This window comes from Emticicia sp. GW821-FHT11C11 (assembly GCF_058808615.1).
The window spans coordinates 1,134,033-1,156,804 of sequence record NZ_JBXARV010000002.1; the positions used below are offsets into that span (position 1 = coordinate 1,134,033).

Consider the following 22,772-nt stretch of genomic DNA (forward strand, 5'->3'; position numbering starts at 1 on the left):
TTATGAAGCAATTCCGAATATCGTTTTAGCTCAGGTATCAGCATTTGTTTTTCTGAATACCTAAGACGAAGAACATTATGAAGATTGAATAATATCTATCAAGTTCTTTAATTCATCTCGACGAGTCTCATCTATTTCCGGATAACCTATGCGTAGTTTTTTCAACTCCTGAAGAACGATTTTCGCGACAATTAAGCGCATATTTTTCTTGTCATCGGCCGGAATCACATACCAGGGGCACTTGTCGGTTGCAGTGGCTTTAAAGAGGTCTTCATAAGCCTGCTGATATTCATTCCAGAAAGTCCGTTCTTTCAAATCATTCTCATCAAATTTCCAGTTTTTGGTCGGGTCCTGAATCCGCTCAATTAATCTTTGCGCCTGCTCTTCTTTCGATACATTCAGAAAGCATTTCACTACTCTGATGCCGTTATGATGCAGATAAATCTCCAGGTTTTTAATGTCTTCATACCGCTTTTTCCATAATTTGTCAAGGTCATCGGTTAGTTCATGGGGTAAGCGCTGACTTTTTGTGACTATTTCCGGGTGCACCTTTACGACCAGGACTTCTTCGTAGTAAGAACGGTTAAAGACAGTAATACTACCCCTCTCTGGCAAGTGCAGGTTAGTTCGCCAAAGGAAATCATGTTCCAGCTCGGTCTCAGTAGGTTTTTTAAAAGAGTAACACTTAAGTCCCTGAGGATTAATACCCGAGAAAACAGCTTTCAGAGTGCCGTCTTTCCCCGCGGCATCAAGGGCCTGTAAGATAACCAATACACCATATCTGTTATGCGCATACATCATGCTCTGAAGCTCGTCTATCTGCCGTTTCATATCAGCTAAAGAAGTGTCATAATCTTCTTTGTTCTCATAAAAATCTTTAATTTTGGTTTTGGTCTGGTCAATTGAAAATTTACCGGCGCCATCAAACAGGAAATCGTGAGTGTCAATTTTTTTCATAGAATTACACAGGTCAGGTAACAGATTGCGATGTATTTTTTCTTAAATGTATATATTGTTTCCTGATTTTGGTTTTTAACCAAGGCAGAAAATTCAAATGCTTTTGTAAACTGAAACGCCGAATAATTCGTTTGATTCTTAGTAAACGTTCAATCAGGAAATTTTGTTAAAACAATGAAGATACTATCAATCATATTTCTCGGAGTCATTGTTGGTGTCATGGCTCTGACAGGCTATCAAAATAATAAAAAAGACAAGAAAATGAATCAGGAAACAGTACAGGGTACAGCTGTTGCGACGTTCGGAGCAGGGTGTTTTTGGTGTGTAGAAGCCGTTTTTCAGAGGCTGGAAGGTGTTGTAAAGGTGGAGTCGGGATACATGGGCGGAGCCACAAAAAACCCTACCTATAAAGAGGTTTGTACAGGCACAACAGGCCATGTAGAGGTTACGCGTATTGCCTATGACCCAAAGAAAATATCTTTCGAAGAACTATTGGAGGTTTTCTGGAAAACACATGACCCCACTACATTGAACCGTCAGGGAAATGATATAGGCACGCAATATCGTTCAGTTGTTTTTTACCATGATGAAACACAGAAAGCATTGGCTGAAAAATATAAAACAGAGTTGAATTCTGCAGGTATTTTTAATGCACCAATTGTAACAGCCATTGAGCCGGAGAAAGACTTTTACGTAGCTGAAGATTATCATCAGAACTATTTTAACGAAAATGGCACACAACCCTACTGTCAGCTGGTTGTAAGACCAAAAGTTGAAAAATTCGAAAAGGTTTTCAAAGATAAATTGGCAAAGAAAAAACAATAAGAAAACAGCTTGATACAAGCGCCCATATTCAGACAGAATATGGGCGCTTTTTATTTATGTCGGGTTTTCTTGTGCACATAAATGCAGATTTTGAATATAACTAAAAAGAGGTTTTGAAAGGCTTATAAGTAGCCGGAGAGCAAAAATTGTGAAAACAATAGAAAAAGATGGCATTTCTCTTTTAAAGAAGCTAATTTTGCAGCCGAATTTTAGTGATAAGTACTTAGCCATCAATAGAAAAGCTAATGACTTGAGCTGGAAGATAAAAAAATATTATACTTTTCATTTCAAAAAATCATGTCTGCATTAGTTGAAACAGCGAATTTACTCGCTGACAGAATCAATGCGTTGGAAGAATCAGCCACGCTTGGTATGTCGAAAAAATCGCGCGAATTAGCGGCCCAGGGACACAAAGTCATTAATTTATCTGTCGGAGAGCCAGATTTCAAAACTCCAAAGCACATTTGTGATGCTGCCAAGGCAGCTATTGATAATGGTTTCCACCACTACACACCGGTAGCGGGTATTCCAGAACTCCGTAAGGCAATTGCAGACAAGCTCAAGCGGGAAAACAATCTGGATTGGAAGCCTGAAAATATTGTTATTTCTACAGGAGCTAAACACTCACTGGCTAACGTAATACAGTGTCTGGTGAATCCGGGCGACGAGGTCGTAATTCTTGCCCCTTACTGGGTCAGTTACTCTGAAATGGTAAAACTGGCCGAAGGAAAGTCGGTAGTTGTTGAAGGGGCATTTGAGAATGATTTCAAGGTGACACCTGAACAACTGGAGGCAGCTATTACTGACCGTACGAAAGTAGTTATGTATGCATCGCCAAACAACCCTACCGGGTCGGTTTACAGTGAAGCAGAGTTGAGAGCTTTAGCGAAAGTGCTTCAATATCATGAAAATGTATTTGTGCTGGCAGATGAGATTTATGAATACATCAATTTCACCGAAGAAGGACATTTCAGTATCGGATCTATTCCTGAAATTAAAGACAGAGTAATTACCGTAAACGGTTTCGCAAAAGGTTTTGCCATGACCGGATGGCGCTTAGGGTACATTGCAGCAGCTAAATGGATTGCTGATGGCGTAGAGAAACTACAAGGACAGGTAACATCCGGAACAAGCTCTATCTCTCAAAGAGGCGCTGTAGTGGCCTGGGAAGATATGTCGGCACCACAAATGATGAAAGAGGCGTATTTGCGCCGTAGAGAGTTGGTGATTGGCTTGTTGAAGGATATTCCCGGTCTGAAGGTAAATGTTCCAGAGGGCGCGTTTTACGCATTTCCTGACGTTAGTTTTTACTTTGGCAAGTCTGATGGTAAAGTAACGATTCAGGATGCAGACCAGCTATGTATGTGGTTGCTTGAGACGGCACACGTGGCCATGGTGGGAGGCGGTTCATTCGGAGCCCCTAAGTGTATGAGAATTTCAACTGCGGCATCAGATGAGGCACTTACAGAGGCTATGGCCCGAGTAAAAGCAGCCTTAGCAACGCTGAAGTAATAAAAGAGATTGGGTGGTCGTAGAAAGGCATCTGAAAAGATGCCTTTTTTAATCAGAACAACTTTAAAAGTATAATACATTTAAAATGTATAAACGAGGTAAATTGAACAAACGCATGTAGAAGCAAATCGTGTATAGCACATTTGATAGGGGATTATTTATTGAGAAAAATGAAGAAAAGATTAATCTTATCAGATTTAGTTTCACACATGGGCGGTTCTTTATAATTTTAAACAAAAATCAATAAAAATAACTTTTTGTTTAACCTTTATTGAAACTTTGGTGTTACTGTTTAAAGTCCATAGGGAAGAAAGATGATAAGCAATTATCATATAAAAGAAGATAAACAATGGAAGTGGCTAAGTATATTTCGGTAATTTTGGCGAGTATGATAAAGTTTTTCGGAGGCCCGATAACAGGGTTAGCGCTGAAAATTACGTGGGTTGAGACCGCCATCTGTTCGGTTGTTGGCATGATGATTACCGTGTCGCTGATAACGTTCTTTGGAAGCCAGATAGGGCAATTATTTTCTGGTATTTTTCAAAGAAAAACAAAACGGCGTGTATTTACCAGATCAAACAGGATAGCGATAAGGGTTAGAAGGAAATTCGGATTGATAGGTATTTCTTTTCTGACACCGATACTTTTTAGTCCGATACTTGGGGCGATTTTAGCAATAGCGTTCAGGTATCAAAAGAAAGAAATTCTTTTAAACATGCTTATAAGCGCATGTGTCTGGGGTGTTATACAGAGTTTATTTCTGTATTATGCACGACATATTTTTACGGGATAATAATTGAAAGAAACATACAAGAAAGCCGGATAGTGATACACTATCCGGCTTTCTTGTTTTCACTATAAGACTGCCGCAATGTCCAAAGCAGAAGATTAATTTGACAAAGCAGGGCTTTGCCGGTTATCAAATAAAAACTTGCTTTTAGAAACAACAAATTTATCGCTTTTCCAGGTGGCTATGGATATAGTGTAAATATCTTCAGGATAACATTTTTTAGGAAGTTCAACTCTGAAACCCTTAAAAAACGTTTTCTCGGGTCTTAGAAACTGTCTGTTACGCATATTCAATACCGGAACAAGCATAGAAGAATTTCGAGAGTTGGTCAGAAGTAAAAAAATGGCACCTTCCTTAGCATAGTTACCGGTTTCTGATGCCAGTGAAAGTGTTTCAGCGTTCATACTTTTAACTTTTAAAGCAGATATCAATGGGCTGTTTTCCACGCCATTGTAACTATAAACAGGCAGGGGTAAATGATAGATATTTTTATCGGCCAGAGTATTAAAAGTTTTATCAAAATAGTCTATATAAGAACACCCGCTAAAGCATGTATGGGCGTTATAATAGTTGAAAGAAATAGCTTGTCTTTGATGATGAGCAATCAATACCCGGGGAAATGCAGAATAAAAAGAATAAAGAATATAGAAAACACCACCCACTATTGCCAGACGGGAAAAATATTGACGGAAATTAGATTTAATAAAGAAAGGAATTAAAAACAAATATAGGCCAACCCAGAGTAAATGGGTGTAAACACGGTATCTATCGGCAAATTCAGAAGAACGAATGGGTCTAAATGCAGCTAAGCCAAGGAATGTTCCAATAACAAAGAGGCAGATTCCACTTGTGATGATAAAATACAGCCGGTCTTCGCGCGTATGTTTAGCAAAGAAGGTATACAATACAAACAGAGAGATAGTGGAAAGAACGATAATACCCAATAAAAAGACAATGTAGGTTTTTTCTGAGGTTTCAATGATAGAGCCGGACAAAATAGAGAGAGAACGCAAAATCTCTTGGAATGCCATAGGTTGATTAAAAGGCAGACCGTTTAGAATAAAATACTTAACCATACCCAGAAGAATACCAACTATGAGCGCGCTTTTGAATCGTTTTTCAAACAATAAAGTAACAAACACGATAATAAAGCCTAAAAAACCGTTTCCACTACTCAGACTGGTGCAAAGCAAAAAGAACAGACCCAGATAAAACTTAGAGGTGTTTTCGCGGTATAAAACACAGTAATATAAACCCCCAATAAAAAAAGTTAGAATGGCTGTGTGTTGGAAAGAACAAAGCGCCCAAAGAGCGTTTTCATACGAAAACAATGAGAGTATTATATAGGGAATCGGTATTAACCAGGTCCAGGATGCTTTGATAATTTTTAGCTGGCGGTAAAAAAAGACAAAAGACAATAAGAACAGAAGATTGCCTATTAAGTTAATGGTTTTAATATTGATGCCGGAGAATATGAAATGATAAACCCATATGGCAAGCTTATACATGACCACCGGATGCTCATTGTGGGGGTGGAAAAACAAGGTGATTTTTCTGGATAAACCACTGGCATCAGGCAAATCAATCAAAACGGAATGTAAAATACGTATATCATCTTCAAAGGGAATATTCGATCCAAAAAAGAAAAAAATGAATAAAAAGCTAATAAACGGAACACACAGGAGAAGCAAATAAATGGAGGATTTACGTGCGTACATGATTCTGGTTGGTATAGATTTTAATAGTAAGAGAAAAAAAGGTTACGTTTGGGACTTCATAGGGTTAAAAAAAATCATAAAAAACGAAGAGGGTTTCCAGAGGTGTTTAATGACAGTGTATTTAATTTTTAACAGACAACCGAAATCAAAAAACAGTACGCCTTATGTAATTCTACACAAAAGCCAAGTATAATACACGGTTTAAGGTGCTTCGTAAAAGTAAAGTAAAAATTGGACATTTAAAAGACTATTCCTTTTTATAAAAAACAAGTTCAAATATCAATTCAGTTGAAAAACCAGCCGAGAAATTGACATTTTCGTTTATATTGATTGATTTTATAGACTTACTTGGAACAATGGCGTTTTCAAAGAATTCTCGGGCATCTTGTACATTTTCTATTTTGGAGTTAACAATTAAACCCTTTTCCAACAAAATAGGGACGGTATTATAAGATGTCTTTTTACCGTCTTCTGTTGTAATGGTCAAAGTAAGATGAGAGGGTTGTAAGAAAAGATTAAGAAGTTTTCCAAACCAATTGTAGGAACTCTTTACTTTTAAAACCTTAATGATATTAGCCGAACTATCAGACGGAACGCTGTATTCTTCACCCATTTTGAGCGTTGAAACTTGACTCTTTACCGGTATTAACGGTTTTATAGAGGGTTGTTTTTGTAATAATAGCCGGTTTCTCCAGGCTTTCACTACTTTATAGCGTTCCAATAACGCCAACAGCGTTTGCGTTTCATCACCCCATGCGTATTTCTGATCTAAACTTTCTACTCCATAAACCACAAAATCTGGGGCGGTTGCCGACAAGTACTTCTCTCTGTTTTTAGTGTCAAGGTATTCATTATAAGCCTGATAAGACTGAAGCGTCGGACGAGGCTCATAATTAAGTTTATTAAAATAAATCTCAGAAACCTCGTTAGGTACTATATCAACAGGCCGGTTGCCGATCAATTTAAGTACGTCGACCGGATAAGAACTTGAAAAATTATATTTTGGTTTATTAGAAATATTGCGGAAGTATTCGGGAAGCACATAGTATTTAGTATGCAGGTTTTCGAGAATTGAAAACCGGATTTCGCCAAAAATGGGGCGGTAAAGAATTAAATAAGAGCAAATATTTAAGGCAATTAAAGACCAGCCACAAGTCTTTAGCAAATTACTCTTGCTGAAAACCGGCAAAAAAAGAAGTGGTAAGGTTACCAATTTAACAAAGGCAGTAATGTGCCCGTTGTCAGCTCTTACAAACGAGTATTTGATTAATACAAATGAAAAAACCACACTACAGCACCAGATAAAAACAGTGTCAAGAAAAGGGACAGTTAATTTCCCCTGGTTTCTAAGATATCTTACGGCATAATAAACGCCACCCGAAATCAAGCCCCCCCAGATTATAAAAGCCATAGAGATTATTCTTAGCCGGCCGGGCACAAATAACGACTGTGCTTCATTGTATCCGTCTATCACCTTAAAACTCGAAGAAATATAGCCCGGAAGATTGGTTTTCAATACCACCGACATAAACCACAAAATCAGAATACTACCAATAAGGTACAGGGTAAATTCTTTGGTTGTAAGCCGTTTGGTTAAAAACAAATAGACAATTAATATTGCTGCGGTGCCCAAGCTGATAATTCCATAGTTGGCTTTTGTATAGAAAGTAACGATGCCAATAAAAATAGAGTAAGACAGAAGCCAATGGTTTTTGACGAAAAGAAAACGGATTCCGAAAAAAGCAAAACAGTAGAAAAAAAGAAAATGAATCCATTCGCCAAATATGGAAGAAACAAAAAGGAAGATAACGAAATGGATAATAAGTTGATATAATCGCAATGGCTTGGGAAGTAGAAAATAAAATAAAATGCCAAGATTGATTAAAAAGAAGATATCGAACAGGAAAATTTCTTGAGGAGTGCTGCTAATAGCGAGCCGTTGAGTTAATGTACCTAAAGGGCCATAAGTAAAGATAACGTCTTGTCCATAAATGAGCCCTTTTTCTTTTACAAGTTCAAGCGCAATTCTCCAGGAATTATCAAGGCCTTCTTCTGGTTTTTCATAAGTTCTGAAATGAGGAAATACTAAGATAAGAAGTATTAGTATATAGAAAAGCTTTATGTAAATTAGTTGAATCTCAGATTTTAAAAACCGCATCATTTTTCTGTATAATCTTTTTCCGGATAATATTTATAAGACGTTTTCCTGACAGCGCAGAAAAGGTATTAAAGGGCGGATAAAGGTAGCTATATTCCTTTAAGAAATTAAGTCTTGATAATTAAAAAGGGAGGCGCATATTAGCACAAAAAAGAGAGTCCTCAAAAAGAAAATTAATATTTATGCGGTTTTTCTATGGTTTATTAAAGCATCAATTTCAATTGTAACCTCTTCCAAAAACCGAAAGCTTTGCCCGAAATAATCGTTGACCATTTAAATTTTTCAGAAAAATAGTGCGCTTTCATATATTGAAAAGACTGCGTTTCTATAGAATCATAGATGTCCCGTTTTGTATCTGCTCCAATACCATTATTACTGCTACTAAAGGGAGCATGTATTGCCCGTGGTTCATAATAGAAATGTTTAAAATTATATTTATTATGAACCAGATTGTAAAACCAGGCACTGGCAGTATCGCTTCCGTTCCAGAGTCCGCCAAAATAAGGAGCTAATCCTTTCGGTAGGGTTGCTTCATGATATAGGGCAGTATTTATCAGGCATAAATGCTCATTTAGCCGGCATTCAGGCATAGGAAAAAACCGGCCTTCATGGATAGTACGCAAACCTCGTTCTTTTCTTGGAGACTCGTAAGTTGAATATAACATCATGGCTTCTTCCTGAGTAGGAATATAGGTAGGAAACTTTAAAGAATTACAAACACGGGCACTGAAAGCGGGGCAATTCCAGCATTGTCCAATGGGGCCAACTCCGACCAATCGGCTGTCATTAGACTCGTAATATGTATTTAGAAGCTTGTCAATGATTTTATCACGAAACAATATATCATTATGCAATAATAAAAGAAAAGGCTTATTGGTAGCTTCTAAGGCAAATTGATATCGAATACTTTTTCGTTGACTTTCCGTCAAAGCAGCCGGATCGTGATCTTCTATATAGGGCAAAAAATGATCTGGATAATAAATGATTAATCCTCTTTTTTTAAACAGATATTTTATCTTCGAAATCCCTTCCCAGGCATCTGGATAAGGTTGGTTTTTATCAACAATTAAATAAATTTTATCAAGGTATTCGGCATTGTGCTCTAATAAACTAAAGATTGTAACAATGGTCTGGTAGGGTTTGCCAAAGTAACTGATACACGCATCTATTTTTTGATTTTTCTTTAAGGGTATGTCAATTGTTTTCATAGAATATGAACAAGGAATGCTATACCTACTGAGTTGGCGCATGATTAGCAGCCATTGGAATTTTTTTGATCAGTTTCTTGCAAAATTATTAAAACTATGTGTAGAGTAAAAAATGCATCACATTTTTTATAAAAACAAAATTAAACCAAACATGTTTAAACAGACTTAATCATAAACTAAAAAAGACCGGTAATGATATAGGAAAACGATTATACACAATAAAAAAGGGCTTTCTAATATATTTAGAAAGCCCTTTTTTAAATATAGACATTAACTTTTATAACTTGTTCAGATTACTCTTCTTGCGACTATATAAGAAATAGACAATAAATCCGATTGCCATCCAGGCAACAGCAAACTGTTGCGCTTTGCTGTCTAAAAGAAGCATCAGAGCAAAGTTAGTTATGATACCTAGTGGGCCGATTATAAACACCATCGGAGTTTTGAACGGTCTTTCACGATTCGGTTCTCTGAAGCGAAGAAGTAAAACCGCCAGACAAACCATAGCAAAAGCAAACAAAGTACCGAAGCTAGTCATATCACTTAAAATACCGATAGGGGTGAAAGAGGCCACTAAAGAAACCAAAAGCCCTACCAGAAGCGTACTTTTCCAAGGGGTTTGCCAGGTTGTATGTACTTGTTTAAAGAAATTCGGTAATAAACCATCTTTTGCCATGCCTAAAAATACACGGGTCTGGCCCAACATCATTACCAACATTACCGAAATCAAACCGGCTGTGGCCGCAGCAGTAATAATAAATACAGCCCAGGGTTGCCCTACTTTATCGAAAGCAATAGCCACCGGTGCTTTAAGTGCATCACCTACAATATCATTATAATTAATCATTCCGGTTAACACTAAAGAAACCAGAATATATAGAATAGTACAAATTAACAAAGAAGCAATAATGGCAAAAGGAATGTCTTTTTTAGGATTAATGGCTTCACCGGCTGAAGTAGAAACCACGTCGAAACCGATATAGGCAAAGAAAATTGCCGCAGCACCACTAAATATACCTTTCCAACCGTAGGCTTCCTTGGCTATTCCGTCTTCATGCATAACCAGTCTTGGCTCAGGAATAAAAGGCTTCCAGTTATCATAATTTACAAAGAAAACCCCTACAATAATTACAAATATAACCGCAGCTAATTTCAGGATTACAATCATATTATTGGTGTTCGTTGCTTCTTTGATACCTTTTACCAGAATCCAGGTTACTAACCAGGTAATAATAAAAGCAGGTAAGTTAAGAGCAAAACCTGCGGGCTCAAGACCATTGGCTTGTGCATAAGATGCCGCCGACCAAGGGTCGTTACGTAAATAATAAGGAATATCAATACCAAACAAATGAACCAACTTATTGAAGTATCCCGACCAGCTCACGGCTACCGTCATGGCGCCCATGGCATATTCCAAAATCAATCCCCATCCGATAATCCATGCGAAAAGCTCACCGATAGTACCATAGGCATAAGCATAAGCCGAGCCTTCAACCGGAAGCATAGAAGCAAATTCAGAGTAGCAAAGAGCGGCAAAAACACAACCGATACCAGCTATTATGAATGAAAGTGCTAATGCCGGTCCGGCATGGTAATGAGCAGCAGTACCTGTTAATACAAATATACCCCCTCCAATAATACCCCCAATTCCAATGGCGGTAAGACTCCACTTACCCATTATCCGCTTGAGTTGGTTATTTTTAATATCTGCCTCGTAAGCAGACATTGGCTTTTTACGCCAAATACTGTTTTCCATAAGATTTCTAGGATGTTTTTGGTTTGTTTTCGAATTATATTGCAATATAATGCAAAAATGGGTTGAATCTCCAAACTGTTTATTCAAAAAACGAAATAATCTTTTATTTTTCAGCTTTTTACTTAAAAAAATCGCATTCCATCATCCAGCATTTTAAATTTTAATCTTCAAAAATGCAGCGGTTTTTACTACCCTGAAAGAATAAAAAAGGAGAGGTTTTCAAACGATCAAACGGAAAGAGCGTCTTTGCGGAAGAAAGGTGTATTTGATAACGAATTGAAATCTGTAAAATAAAGAGCGGGAGGTGGATAGGCTGTTGAAGTGTAGTTTCTGCAGCAATATTCTAATGATTAAAACTTAGGACAAGACAACTCCTTTTTAATTTTTTTGCTTCTGATTTTCTTCTTGATAACCGGTTCGAACTGATAGGCGATAGAAATTTCATGCGAGCCACCGGTTGAAATGCCTAAACCTGAAACGGTGATATCATAGCTATAACCAATTGAAAAACTATCCTGGCGCACACCAACTAAGAAAATCAGTGCATCATGATTAGTACGGGTAATGTCTTTCTTTTTAATCGGAATACCCCTGTACCAAAGTCCTAGCGTTAAGGGTGAATAGGTAGCATAAAAGCCCAGATCCAGCTGATCAAATTTGCCCTGTCTTTTATATAAAAAAGCAGGCGACACAGATAATTCTTTGTCGGCATTTGCGGCCGTGGTATATGGGTTAAACAAGGGTATTTTCACACCGCCACTGACACTTAATTTCATAGGCAGATATGATTTTGCGCTGTTTTCAGATGTCTGGAAAATATAATTCGGCTGGTTAATATGGTGTGCAGATAACCCTATCCAATAATTACTGTTATAAAACAAAGCACCGGTGCTGAAATCTGCAAAATGAATAGTGGGCACATTGCTGCCATTAGGCCCCAGCGGATCAATAGTTGTGCTTCCATTGATGAATCCCCGGTTATCATATTGATCTCCAAAGGTAAGCCCCATATAACTCATGCTTTTGTTTGAGTAGGTACCCTGCACACCTAATCGAAGGAAATTCTCTTCACTTAATCGTATTTGGTAAGCATAAACAGCACTTATATCAGTACTTTGGAGTCTGTTGGGGCCTTGTGAATCGTTGGTTATTAACAAGCCGATTCCACTATTCAGGTTTTCAAGATAATGGTCAACAGAAAAAGACGCCGTAACAAAATTGGCATTAATAGAAGGCCATTGATTACGGTAATTGGCTATTAATCTGGTGGCATAGGCTCCTCCGGCAAAAGCAGGATTCTGAAACAGTGGTGCAGCATAAAACTGCGAAAACTGCGGGTCTTGCGCCAGACAATTAAAGCATATAAAACACAAAATGATAATCCTTAAATATAATTTTCTCATTGCCGGTTTCAATAGCAAATAATGAAGAATAACTAAAGCAAAATCTATTCCAAAAGCAAAGGTCTGGTTTTACTAATAGTATATAATACAAAACAATGCTCTTGTAGCAGTTGTTTATAAATTAACGTCTTGAACATGGTATTTGGTGTAAAGGTTACAAAAAATCTGGTTTAGTAGCATGAAATGTTTAACCGCAGTTATCAAATAAATTTACTTTGCCTGTCGTTAAATTTTTAGAATAAACCGTAACTTTCTGTTTTGATTTAGTATTTATCATAATGTATACGAACTATGCGGGGGGGTATTGGTACTAATCTAAGGGTTTTATTAATCACGACCACATTATCTTTTATATCGCATTTTTCTTTTTGTCAGTTTTATGTTGGCGGAAAAAAGTGCGTGAGTCCTCCTGTTTCTAATCCTGGGGGTGGTGCTGCTAGTGCAGATTGCAGTGAGCCTACTGTTTTTTTCGACGAAGATAAAAATGCTACAGCCTGGCAGTGGGATTTTGGCGACCTAAACACGACGTCAGATATTGCCACCACCCGCAATCCGAATTATACGTATTCACAAGCAGGTACTTATACCGTAACCTTGATCAGAACCGTAGGGGGAGTTGAGCAACCGCCAGTTACTAAAGAAATTACAATCAGTGAACCGCCGGTACAACCTAAATTTTTTAAGAAAACGAGTGCAGATACTACTATTTGTGACGGTAAGACGCTTAAATTAAACCCCTACAACTTATTGCAAGGGGGCTCTCCGGCTCCTGCAGGTGTTACCTATCTGTGGTTTCCTAATGGGGAAACGACTCCTACCATAGATGTAGACTCTTCCGGTTGTTATTCTGTAGAAGTCTTTGACCCCACAGGCCAATGTTCCAGAGTTGCCAAAATCAATGTAAAGTTTTGTTTGCAGTCATCAGGTGGCGGAGGTGGCGAAAAATGGTATTTCGGTACCGGTGCTACATTAGAGTTTGGTATAAATCCTGCAACGACATTACCTAGAGATACGCTGGCGAATCAGGGAGATTTGTTTGAAGACCCGGATGAGGAAGATCCGATATATATTCCTGTGGAGTCCACGAAAGACAACCCGATCGATTCTCCGGAAGGCGTGGCGATGGTATATGACCCCAAAGGGAGTCTGGTTCTCTATACCGACGGAGTAAAAATATATGGTAAGGATGATAAACCACTGGCGTTTGTTCCGCCATTGACCAGTAGCGATTTGGGGGGCACTAATACATCTGCGCAGTCGTCTATCATTATTCCTAAAAGCACATGTAATGAATGCCCGCATCACCTGTATTATGTATATACTTTAAATAAAACTACGGGCATGCTGTCATACAGCGTTGTTGATCTCCGGCGTAACAATGGGCAGGGAGCTGTAGTAGAAAAAGATATTCCGGTAAGTATCTCCAGCACGCAACAAATTGCTGCACGAAAGACACAAGATGAAAAGGGTTTTCTGGTTTATACCCACAATAGCAACACCAACGAATTCAGAATATTAAAGATAGATTCTACTGGAACGAAGGAGACAATTCAGGCAATAGGGATGGTGCCTTCAGATACAACGGGTTATATGAAGATATCACCTGATGGAGAAAAACTGGCAATGACTTTTGTGAAGAATGGAAAAAACTATGTAGAAATATATGAAATTGATGCCGAAACAGGAGAATTGACCTATACGCACACCATCAATTTGAGAGTGAAAGCCCCGCCGGTAGTTTATGGTGTAGAGTTTTCACAAAGTGGCGACATCCTATATACTACATTAAGGGGGGATCCCACAAAAGGAGAGAAGTCGTATTTGTATCAACTGAACCTTAATCTGGCAGATACAGCAACCATTGCTGCCCAAATAATAAAAATAGATTCGTCTGTAACGATGGCCTTTGGGGCGTTACAAATGGGTCCGACTAATGTCGGTTCCGGAGGAGCTATCTATATGGCTGTAGACGGTAGCGAGAGGATTCCGTATATTTCCCGACCGGAAGAGGTAGGGAATGCCACAGTAATAAGATATATATCCATTAACAATGGTTTTGGTGCCGAGGTTTTAGGTACAAGTCATGTTGGGTTACCAAACGTAGTGCACGCAAAACAACAACAGGATGGGGATGGCCTGAGCGCAACCTTTGAGGGCACCTGCCAGGACCAGCCAACTATTTTTAAGACAGAAGGCGTCTGTAGCCCAATGAAAGCGGAGGTGTCGTGGGATTTTGGCGATGGTAATACAGCAAAAGGGAAAGAGGTGTCGCATATTTATAAAAAAGAAGGGCGATACATTATTAAGATGACTGTAGAGGTTTTTTCAGAAACGCTTCTCAGCCAAAATATCAATATACCGATATTGGGAAATCTGCTTAAAGAAAAATGTAACACATTTATAGTGACCGACACGGTTTATATTAAGCCATTGCCACGTATTAATCTACCTGACTCGGCCTTTGTGTGTGTGCTTGAAGGAGCTACTTTAGTGCTAGACCCTAAAGTACAACGGGCATATAACCCAAAGTATTTGTGGAGCCCGACCGGAGAAACCACACCAACCATTACGGTGAGCGCATTAGCTAGATACCGGGTTTTGGTGTCTAACACGTTTGAGACCCGAGGCGGAGAAATTGTTGCCTGTGCCACAGCTGACACCGTTTTGGTGAAAGAAGGATGCGAGCCAAGGCTTTTTGTGCCGGAAGTATTTACCCCCAATGGCGACGGTGTCAATGACAAATTTGAACTCCCCAATGCTCATATATCAGATTTCGACCTCAAGATTTATAACCGGTGGGGCGAAATTATCTTTGAATCTCTTGAGCCTGAAAACATGTGGGATGGAACCTATAAGGGGCAAATAATGGCGCCCATGCTTTATGCCTTTGTAGTGAGTTATAAAAGTCGCTACTTCCCGTATCGACCGAAAATAACTAAAACCGGTGGCATCCTGTTAGTCAAATAGCATTTTTCAAATAATAGATTCTTCATTTCAAGCGCTCTTTATACTTTCGAGGGCGTAATTATAAATTATAGAACGACAACAGTTAAAGGGTTTTTAAGTACTAAACCCTCGAAAATGTTGTATATTTGATAGAAAAAAAGAGAGCGTTTCTCAGAGAGTTCATGCGGAAAGATTATATAAAAGGTGATAGTGAGACAATGTCGCCCGTTGAAAAAGAGATAGAAAGAGCGCTGCGGCCTCTTTCTTTTGATGATTTTGCCGGGCAGGACAAAATTCTGGAAAATCTGAAAGTCTTTGTTCTGGCAGCAAAACAAAGAAGAGAAGCGCTTGATCATGTGTTGCTGCATGGTCCTCCGGGCTTAGGAAAAACCACATTATCACATATCATTTCTAACGAACTAGGCACCAATATAAAAATAACCTCTGGCCCGGTTTTGGATAAACCGAGTGACTTAGCCGGATTGTTGACAAATCTGGAACCGTTTGATGTGCTGTTTATTGATGAAATACATCGCCTGAATCCGGTTGTTGAAGAGTATCTCTATTCAGCAATGGAAGATTACAGAATAGATATCATGCTTGATTCCGGCCCCAATGCACGCAGTGTGCAGATTGGCCTGAATCCATTTACATTGATTGGCGCTACAACCAGAGCCGGGTTGCTTACTTCACCGCTTCGTGCCAGATTCGGTATTAATTCCCGCTTAGAATACTATGATTCTGCTTTGCTAACTAAAATTATTAAGCGATCTTCTTACATATTAAATACGCCGATCAGTGAAGATGGGGCCTTTGAAATTGCCCGTAGAAGCAGGGGAACACCACGTATAGCTAATAATTTACTAAGACGCACACGCGATTTTGCACAGGTGAAAGGTGATGGTAAAATTACACTTGCCATTGCAGAAATGGCACTGACCGCACTGGATGTTGATCAGGATGGGCTGGACGAAATGGATAACCGGATTCTGCAGACTATTATTGATAAATTTAAGGGGGGGCCGGTGGGCTTGTCGACCATTGCCACCGCAGTAGGCGAAGAAGCCGAAACTATTGAAGAGGTTTATGAGCCGTTTCTGATACAGGAAGGATATCTGAAACGAACTGCCCGCGGCCGGGAGGCGACAGAAAAAGCATTTAAACACCTGAATATTCTACCTAAATACAAAATGGGGGAGCTGTTTTAAAAAAATACGTCTTCAAATTGACGGATTTCAAAAGTAGAGCCGACAATAATAGCTATGATGTCGAAGCGAATTTTGCCACGCCAGTTTTTTTGAAAAACATAATTTTCGGCTGTTTTAATAATCAGCCCTGCCTTTGACTTTGAAATGGTTTGTTCCGGAAACCCATGCAATACTTCAGAACGTGCTCTTACCTCTACAAATATCAGCCAGTCGTCTTTTTTAGCAATAATATCTATTTCCCCCTTACCAAAAACGTAATTTCTGTCGAGGATTTCATAGCCTTTTTTACGCAGAAATCCGGCTGCCATTTCTTCCGCTTTGTCTCCGGTGTCGTTATGTTGAGCCATTTATCGCAAAAGTTACAGCAAAAATAAGATTAATATAATTCGGCAATAACGGTTTCTCCACCTACAGGTTTATCGTCAATATTTACCAGAATTTTAGCATCCAGAGGTAAGAATATATCAATTCTTGAGCCAAATTTTATGAAACCGAATTCAGTTCCCTGTTCTACTTTTTGTCCTTCTTTCACATACCAGCATAGTCTGCGGGCCAAGGCGCCTGCTATCTGACGGAACAAAACCTCAGTGCCATTCTCATGTTTTACCACAATAGTACTTCTTTCATTTTCAGTACTTGATTTCGGATGCCAGGCAAACAGGAATTTTCCGGGATGATACTTAAAATAAGAAACAATGCCTGATAAAGGATTGAAATTGATATGAACATTGATGGGCGACATAAAGATAGATACCTGCCGGCGCGGGGCGTTAAAGTATTCTGTTTCTACTACCTCTTCAATAACCACTACCTTTCCATCGGCAGGTGCAATTATTTGCTTGGGATTTACGGTTGTAGTACGCGTTGGTTTACGAAAAAACTGAAGTATAATAAAAAGAAAAACGATGCTGGCACCGATGAGTATATTATGAACAAGCGAGTTGTCAGGTAAAAAATATCTTACCAATCCGTTAATTATTACTAAACCGATTATAGTCAAAGAAATAGTTCCTGTACCCTCTTTATGCAGTGTCATGTTAATATATTGGTTTTTTGGATGCGCAAATATAATCAAACAATGTTTTTGCGTTATCTTCACAGCTCAAATATTTATAAGAACATGTGAATAACCTGTGGATAAGTGGGTTTTCAGGTGGAAAAACATTAAAGCGTTTATGCATCAGTGGTTTTTTTGGCAAAATTGGCCTAAAACAGAAAGAGGTATTTTTGTAACGGTTTTGATATTATTGCTTTTTTCGATAGTTGCAATGTCTGTATACACCTACTTGGGTTTAGACAACGTATTGCATTGGGATATTCTGAGCGAGTTAGACGAAATACCTAAAATAACCGACAGTTTTTCTGACGGACAGTTAAAATTTACCATTAATGGGAATGCGTATCTGGTAAAAGAGCGATTTATCGCCTCCATGATGGAAATTAATACATTAGCTACGTATGGATTTATAGGGTTATATACTATCGGCCTTATTTTATTGCTGGCTGCCGTTTCTGCCATGCCCCGGTATTGGTTTTTAGGGGGAATGGTAGTGCTGGCCGGAATCCTGATTACCTTTCATTTGGAGACAGTGTTTAACATCACTAATCAGTCCGGGTTTATTGTGGCCTTTGTTGGGTATGCGGGCTTAGCCTTTTACTTTAATAATTTTGCACCAAGGGTAGGGTTTCCCCAAAGAGCTTTAGCGTTCTTACTTCTCAGTATTATTGCTGCCGGAGTAATAGGTTATTTTTCAAAGACACATCTTCCGTTTTTAGCTCTGGCATCTTATGGCTTGCTGGCAGCTATGGTTTTAACTGCGTTGTTCATTTTGCTGATTGGTCATGAAGTAGTAGCCGGGCTTGTTTGGGTTGTGTCAAATTCGGGCATCAGAGGGAAAAGCTCATTGGGGCGCTTTTTGATTATCTCAGGAATTTACCTGCTGAATGTGCTGCTCATATTTTTGGAGAGACATAAATATATTGACTGGAATATCCTGTCCGTCAATCCGATTATCCTTTATATAATCTCTACGGTTCTGGGTATCTGGGGTTTCAGAAATATCACGGAGGAGTCAGACAGTTTTCATTTCAGAACCATCGGTGCATGGCTCTACCTTGGGTTGGCAATTATTGCCACTGCCACCATTGGTCTGGTGTTCGCATCGGGCAATGATCCACTCATAGATGCGCTGCAGAATTTTATCTTAACGGCTCACCTCGTAATTAGCTTTGCATTTGCAATGTTTGTTATTCTCAATTTTATACAGGCCATGCAAAAAGGATTACCCGTTCATCGGATTTTGTATAAGCCGCAGTTTTTAGAATTTTCACTTTTTCGTTTAGGGGCTATAGTTGGTATGGTTACTCTTTTCTCGTTAAAGAACTTTTACATATACCATCAGGCAACGGCCGGATACTTCAATACTGTTGCCGATTACTACAAGGCGGGCAATGATCTGGTTTATGCAGAAGCATTTTATAAAGAAGCACTTCACGCTGATATACGGAATCACAAATCGAATTATGCTTTAGCAACTTTGGCGATGGCTGTTGGTGATAAAGAAAACACCGGAGTGTTTTTGAAAAGTGCGCTTGAGAAAAATCCAAGCCCGTATGCTTATGCCGGGTTAAGTAAAATTCTGCAAGAGAAGGATATGTTTTTTGATGCGCTCTTTACTTTGCAAGAAGGCGTAAGAAAATTTCCGGATAGCCAACCGTTGTTAACCAACCTAGGGTGGTTGTATGAAAAAACAAAAGTAATAGACTCGACCAGGCATTATCTGGAACTGGCTAAGCAAAATTGTACAGAGTGCGATTTAGCCGAAGCAAACATTCTGGCATTTCAGGTAAAATACAGCAAAAACGAGAATGCTGAGAATCGCGTATACGCGAGCAATAGTACAGACGCAAGTCTACAGGCAAATCTCAGGGCGTTGAAAATTGGGGAATTTGATAAAGCCGAAACCCAGTTGAAGCTATCGGAAGACTCATCATTGAGTGTAAGCCGGTTTGCGCTGATTTATAATAGTACTGTAAGTAATACACAGAAAGCACCGTATGCGGCCCGGGACTTAAAACGAATGCAGCAAAAGGCGAACAATCTGGATTTTTATGAAGATTTAGAATTTGCCATTGCATCGCAGAATTATTATCGAGAGAATAAAATAGAGGGAATCAAACAACTAACGATTTTAGCAAATGATTCAACAGCAAAAAAACGATTATATAATCAGGTAGTGGGTATGTGGTATTTGCAACAAGGAATTTTTGATAAGGCTATTAAACATTTAACCCTTGCCAGCGACAGAGTTTCGGTAGAGGTATTACAAAAGCAGGACTACCAGTCAATATTGACCGAGTATCTACAGACCCAGGCAGAAGAGTCGCTTAAGAATGCCCAAACCAAAAATGATTTCGACAAAGCCATTTCTGCTAATCCGCTGAATCCGGGCGTTATCAATAAAGTGACTGATTTTTATAATACAAAACTTAACCGGCCTAATGATGCATACAATCTTATTTTTAAGGCACTTCAATTAAACGACGATAATGCCGGGCTATGGAAGTTGTATGTGTTGCAATCGTTGAAAATAGGAATGGAAAATTACGCCGAAGATGGTCTGGAAAAGCTACAGCTATTAATACCGCCAACCGATTATCAAGCATTTTTTTCCACCTATCAAGCCCAAAAAGCATTGATGGAAAAAAGCAAGGTTGGTTTTGAATGATGGAATATATTTGAAATGAAATACCGAGGTTTTGCAAGCCACCTCATATACTCACTCATTCATAATTGCAAATGAAAATAATCGAGACTACCAATATTTCGAAGCGCTACATTATGGGTAGCGAAATAATAGATGCCCTGAAATCGGTTACAATTTCTGTAGATAGGGGAGAGTATGTAGCATTCATGGGGCCTTCGGGTTCTGGTAAGTCTACATTAATGAATATTATTGGTTGTCTGGATTCTCCAACTGCCGGCAGCTACGTGCTGAACAATCACGATGTAAGCCGCATGAGTGAGAATGAGCTGGCCGAAGTAAGAAACAAAGAAATTGGTTTCGTTTTTCAGACTTTCAATCTTTTGCCTCGTCAATCTGCTTTAGAAAACGTGGCATTGCCACTTATATATGCCGGATACACAAAGTCGCAACGTACAGAAAAAGCCATGCAGACTTTGAAAAACGTAGGTTTGGAGAACCGCGCGCATCATAAACCTAACGAATTGTCGGGTGGCCAGCGCCAGCGTGTGGCTATTGCCAGGGCTCTGGTAAATGATCCGAGTATATTATTAGCTGACGAACCTACCGGTAACCTGGATACCAGGACATCCTACGAAATCATGGAATTATTTGACCAGCTGTATTCGAAAGGAAACACGATTGTGATGGTAACACACGAAGAAGATATTGCCAAGTACTCACACCGGATTGTCCGCCTGAGAGATGGCCTGGTAGAATCAGATAAAATAAACGCCCAACCAACCAATCCACGGGAAATGGCCAAATTATTTGCCGAGAAAACAAAAGAATAATTTCAAAGCGATATTAAACTAAACAAGTTCCTTTTTCGTTAATCCCATATACCATAACTAATTTTAACAACTATGAAAAAAACAGTATTACTACTATCATTTCTATTTACAATTACATCTTTAGTTTTTGCTCAGGAGAAAAGAGCCAGTCCACATGTAACGGCTGAAAGTAAAAATGTAAAGGTAACTTACGGTCAACCATCAAAAAAAGGACGTACTATTTTTGGCGGTCTTGAAAAATTCGGAACCGTATGGAGAACAGGAGCTGACGAAGCAACTGAAATCACCTTTCATAAAGATGTGAAGTTTGGTGGTAAATCAGTAAAAGCAGGAACATACACACTTTTCTCTAAATTGGGAGAAAAAGAGTGGACAATCATATTGAACAGTGAGTTGAAACAATGGGGTGCTTATGGCTACGAAAAAATCAAAGACAAAAACGTAGTAGAAGTAGCAGTGCCTGTAAAAACATTGGCTCAGCCGGTTGAAAAGCTAACAATCACTACTGATGATAAGGTTTTAACCATCGCCTGGGACACGACAAGTGTTAGTGTTCCCATGGAGTTTTAGGGTTTAGGTAAGTGTAGTGATAAAAAGCAGAGGCGTGTGCTTCTGCTTTTTTTGCGTTCTGATGCTTGAGTCTGGCGTGAAATAAGTTATTTTTACCCGGCAGAAATAAGAGCAATAAAATTTTTCAGCAGGGCATTCGTTTGTATATAGAAGAAAAAGGTATTTATAAAAAATGAGAGGTCTACCCGTTATCATCGTTAGTATTTCTTTTCTGGTTGCAACACATGCCATGGCACAAACGCCAAGTGCCGTGCCAACAGCGAAAAGAAGAACAGCCAAAGATATATTAAAAAATGCTGTTGAAGTAAGCGGCCCCAAGGTGTCCGGATCGGCTTCCGGTTCAGCAGGTGCTTCGTCTGCTTTAGGGTCGCAGAATACATCGTTGCCTTCAGGCAGTTTTAGTATTTCGAACACAGAAGATGCCCGGAAATTGGCTACAGAAACATTGCCGGATCTGGGTTTAAAAATTTCAAAGGGTATTAAGAAAGTAAGAAAAGAGCTGAGAAGTTATAAAAAAGAATTTAATGGCCGTGATTATGAAGGCATAAAAGTTAAAAAGCAGACGGTTAGTCAAGGCAGTAGCAGTATGCTTACCTATGTAGAGTTTTATACTTTGCAGGAATACAAACAACCGGACAATTACAGCCGCCATTTGTATTGGTTCGACCACAAGGCGAATAGAATTGTGGAGGGGATAGGCCGGGATAAAACCAAAAATGATTTAATGCATGGACCCTACAAAAAGTATCAGGGTGATTTGCTGGTAGAGGAGGGGTGGTACTACATGGGTACGAAACATGGCCGCTGGGAATTATATGACAAAAACAATAATCTGCTCAACAAAGAATACTATGATAAAGGTTTTGCACGCGATGCCCGCATAAGTTATTACGATGGCTCGCAGCAGAAAATGAAGGAAGTGATACCAGTAAACTATGATAAGGTAAGTGGCGAGTATTTTCTTTTTAACGAAAACGGAACGTTGGCCGAACAAGGTATGATGGACGATAGCGTGAGAGTAGGGCAGTGGGTAGAGTATTATCCTACAGGAAACAGACGCAAAAAAGAAGTACAATACGGCAAAGACTGTTTCGATACCAAGTTTGAGTCTTACATAATCAGAGAATACGACGAAAGAGGAAAAATGATTTATGAGTCGCCGAAGTTTAAGAAGAATTGAGAGA

General features: G+C 39.0%; 17 protein-coding genes. 9 read left to right on the top strand and 8 right to left on the bottom strand.

What is annotated here, in order from left to right:
* Positions 1-75: 75 nt before the first annotated feature.
* Positions 76-957, bottom strand: a complete 882-nt coding sequence (locus AC1RRY_RS14690; protein ID WP_492819490.1) for a PPK2 family polyphosphate kinase — start codon at positions 955-957, stop codon at positions 76-78.
* A gap of 174 nt (positions 958-1,131) precedes the next feature.
* Here AC1RRY_RS14690 and msrA point away from each other — a divergent pair, with 174 nt between their 5' ends.
* The 3 genes from msrA to AC1RRY_RS14705 all read left to right on the top strand — a co-directional run bounded on the left by msrA (position 1,132) and on the right by AC1RRY_RS14705 (position 4,087).
* Positions 1,132-1,782: a peptide-methionine (S)-S-oxide reductase MsrA gene (msrA, locus tag AC1RRY_RS14695; RefSeq protein ID WP_492819488.1), complete on the top strand. Its 651-nt coding sequence runs from the start codon at positions 1,132-1,134 to the stop codon at positions 1,780-1,782.
* A gap of 297 nt (positions 1,783-2,079) precedes the next feature.
* A complete protein-coding gene (locus tag AC1RRY_RS14700; protein WP_492819486.1) occupies positions 2,080-3,294 on the top strand; it encodes a pyridoxal phosphate-dependent aminotransferase in 1,215 nt (404 codons plus the stop codon).
* A gap of 388 nt (positions 3,295-3,682) precedes the next feature.
* Complete coding sequence (locus AC1RRY_RS14705) at positions 3,683-4,087, top strand: small multi-drug export protein (RefSeq protein WP_492819484.1); 405 nt, start codon at positions 3,683-3,685, stop codon at positions 4,085-4,087.
* Between the two features lie 95 nt (positions 4,088-4,182).
* Here the strand turns inward: AC1RRY_RS14705 and AC1RRY_RS14710 are convergent, their stop codons facing one another.
* From AC1RRY_RS14710 to AC1RRY_RS14730, 5 genes are all read right to left on the bottom strand, one after another.
* A complete protein-coding gene (locus tag AC1RRY_RS14710) occupies positions 4,183-5,592 on the bottom strand; it encodes a hypothetical protein (protein ID WP_492819482.1) in 1,410 nt (469 codons plus the stop codon).
* Positions 5,593-6,049: 457 nt separating this feature from the next.
* The gene (locus AC1RRY_RS14715; RefSeq protein WP_492819480.1) at positions 6,050-7,963 is read right to left on the bottom strand and encodes a hypothetical protein; all 1,914 of its coding nucleotides are present in this window, start codon (positions 7,961-7,963) and stop codon (positions 6,050-6,052) included.
* A 200-nt stretch (positions 7,964-8,163) separates the two neighbouring features.
* Positions 8,164-9,168 (bottom strand): hypothetical protein, encoded by a 1,005-nt coding sequence (locus AC1RRY_RS14720; protein WP_492819478.1) that lies wholly within the window; start codon positions 9,166-9,168, stop codon positions 8,164-8,166.
* 277 nt (positions 9,169-9,445) lie between these two features.
* Positions 9,446-10,924 carry an APC family permease gene (locus tag AC1RRY_RS14725; RefSeq protein ID WP_492819476.1) on the bottom strand — a complete coding sequence of 493 codons (1,479 nt, stop codon included), beginning with the start codon at positions 10,922-10,924 and terminating at the stop codon, positions 9,446-9,448.
* A gap of 350 nt (positions 10,925-11,274) precedes the next feature.
* Positions 11,275-12,327, bottom strand: coding sequence for a PorP/SprF family type IX secretion system membrane protein (locus AC1RRY_RS14730; RefSeq protein WP_492819474.1), 1,053 nt, complete (start codon positions 12,325-12,327; stop codon positions 11,275-11,277).
* Between the two features lie 399 nt (positions 12,328-12,726).
* On the opposite strand from AC1RRY_RS14730, the gene AC1RRY_RS14735 reads away from it, so the two are divergent.
* Both AC1RRY_RS14735 and ruvB read left to right on the top strand, forming a co-directional pair.
* Entirely contained in the window at positions 12,727-15,294 is a 2,568-nt protein-coding gene (locus AC1RRY_RS14735) for a PKD domain-containing protein (protein ID WP_492819472.1), read from the top strand.
* A gap of 161 nt (positions 15,295-15,455) precedes the next feature.
* Entirely contained in the window at positions 15,456-16,481 is a 1,026-nt protein-coding gene (ruvB, locus tag AC1RRY_RS14740) for a Holliday junction branch migration DNA helicase RuvB (RefSeq protein ID WP_492821291.1), read from the top strand.
* Here ruvB and AC1RRY_RS14745 read toward each other — a convergent pair.
* Together AC1RRY_RS14745 and AC1RRY_RS14750 are read right to left on the bottom strand one after the other, a co-directional pair.
* The gene (locus AC1RRY_RS14745) at positions 16,478-16,828 is read right to left on the bottom strand and encodes a YraN family protein (RefSeq protein ID WP_492819470.1); all 351 of its coding nucleotides are present in this window, start codon (positions 16,826-16,828) and stop codon (positions 16,478-16,480) included. The genes ruvB and AC1RRY_RS14745 overlap by 4 nt on opposite strands.
* A 29-nt stretch (positions 16,829-16,857) precedes the next feature.
* Positions 16,858-17,517, bottom strand: coding sequence for a phosphatidylserine decarboxylase family protein (locus AC1RRY_RS14750; RefSeq protein ID WP_492819468.1), 660 nt, complete (start codon positions 17,515-17,517; stop codon positions 16,858-16,860).
* A gap of 232 nt (positions 17,518-17,749) precedes the next feature.
* Here AC1RRY_RS14750 and AC1RRY_RS14755 point away from each other — a divergent pair, with 232 nt between their 5' ends.
* The 4 genes from AC1RRY_RS14755 to AC1RRY_RS14770 all read left to right on the top strand — a co-directional run bounded on the left by AC1RRY_RS14755 (position 17,750) and on the right by AC1RRY_RS14770 (position 22,768).
* Positions 17,750-20,209, top strand: coding sequence for a hypothetical protein (locus tag AC1RRY_RS14755; RefSeq protein ID WP_492819466.1), 2,460 nt, complete (start codon positions 17,750-17,752; stop codon positions 20,207-20,209).
* Positions 20,210-20,280: 71 nt separating this feature from the next.
* Positions 20,281-21,018, top strand: coding sequence for an ABC transporter ATP-binding protein (locus AC1RRY_RS14760; protein WP_492819464.1), 738 nt, complete (start codon positions 20,281-20,283; stop codon positions 21,016-21,018).
* Between the two features lie 72 nt (positions 21,019-21,090).
* Entirely contained in the window at positions 21,091-21,588 is a 498-nt protein-coding gene (locus AC1RRY_RS14765) for a DUF2911 domain-containing protein (RefSeq protein ID WP_492819462.1), read from the top strand.
* Between the two features lie 172 nt (positions 21,589-21,760).
* Entirely contained in the window at positions 21,761-22,768 is a 1,008-nt protein-coding gene (locus AC1RRY_RS14770; RefSeq protein WP_492819460.1) for a toxin-antitoxin system YwqK family antitoxin, read from the top strand.
* The last annotated feature ends 4 nt before the right edge of the window (positions 22,769-22,772 follow it).

Excerpts from the sequence above, each read along its gene's own strand:
- AC1RRY_RS14690 (WP_492819490.1), bottom strand. The coding sequence starts at position 957 with ATGAAAAAAATTGACACTCACGATTTCCTGTTTGATGGCGCCGGTAAA.
- msrA (WP_492819488.1), top strand. The coding sequence starts at position 1,132 with ATGAAGATACTATCAATCATATTTCTCGGAGTCATTGTTGGTGTCATG.
- AC1RRY_RS14700 (WP_492819486.1), top strand. The coding sequence starts at position 2,080 with ATGTCTGCATTAGTTGAAACAGCGAATTTACTCGCTGACAGAATCAAT.
- AC1RRY_RS14705 (WP_492819484.1), top strand. The coding sequence starts at position 3,683 with ATGATAAAGTTTTTCGGAGGCCCGATAACAGGGTTAGCGCTGAAAATT.
- AC1RRY_RS14710 (WP_492819482.1), bottom strand. The coding sequence starts at position 5,592 with ATGTATAAGCTTGCCATATGGGTTTATCATTTCATATTCTCCGGCATC.
- AC1RRY_RS14715 (WP_492819480.1), bottom strand. The coding sequence starts at position 7,963 with ATGATGCGGTTTTTAAAATCTGAGATTCAACTAATTTACATAAAGCTT.
- AC1RRY_RS14720 (WP_492819478.1), bottom strand. The coding sequence starts at position 9,168 with ATGAAAACAATTGACATACCCTTAAAGAAAAATCAAAAAATAGATGCG.
- AC1RRY_RS14725 (WP_492819476.1), bottom strand. The coding sequence starts at position 10,924 with ATGGAAAACAGTATTTGGCGTAAAAAGCCAATGTCTGCTTACGAGGCA.
- AC1RRY_RS14730 (WP_492819474.1), bottom strand. The coding sequence starts at position 12,327 with ATGAGAAAATTATATTTAAGGATTATCATTTTGTGTTTTATATGCTTT.
- ruvB (WP_492821291.1), top strand. The coding sequence starts at position 15,456 with ATGCGGAAAGATTATATAAAAGGTGATAGTGAGACAATGTCGCCCGTT.
- AC1RRY_RS14745 (WP_492819470.1), bottom strand. The coding sequence starts at position 16,828 with ATGGCTCAACATAACGACACCGGAGACAAAGCGGAAGAAATGGCAGCC.
- AC1RRY_RS14750 (WP_492819468.1), bottom strand. The coding sequence starts at position 17,517 with ATGACACTGCATAAAGAGGGTACAGGAACTATTTCTTTGACTATAATC.
- AC1RRY_RS14755 (WP_492819466.1), top strand. The coding sequence starts at position 17,750 with ATGTCTGTATACACCTACTTGGGTTTAGACAACGTATTGCATTGGGAT.
- AC1RRY_RS14760 (WP_492819464.1), top strand. The coding sequence starts at position 20,281 with ATGAAAATAATCGAGACTACCAATATTTCGAAGCGCTACATTATGGGT.
- AC1RRY_RS14765 (WP_492819462.1), top strand. The coding sequence starts at position 21,091 with ATGAAAAAAACAGTATTACTACTATCATTTCTATTTACAATTACATCT.
- AC1RRY_RS14770 (WP_492819460.1), top strand. The coding sequence starts at position 21,761 with ATGAGAGGTCTACCCGTTATCATCGTTAGTATTTCTTTTCTGGTTGCA.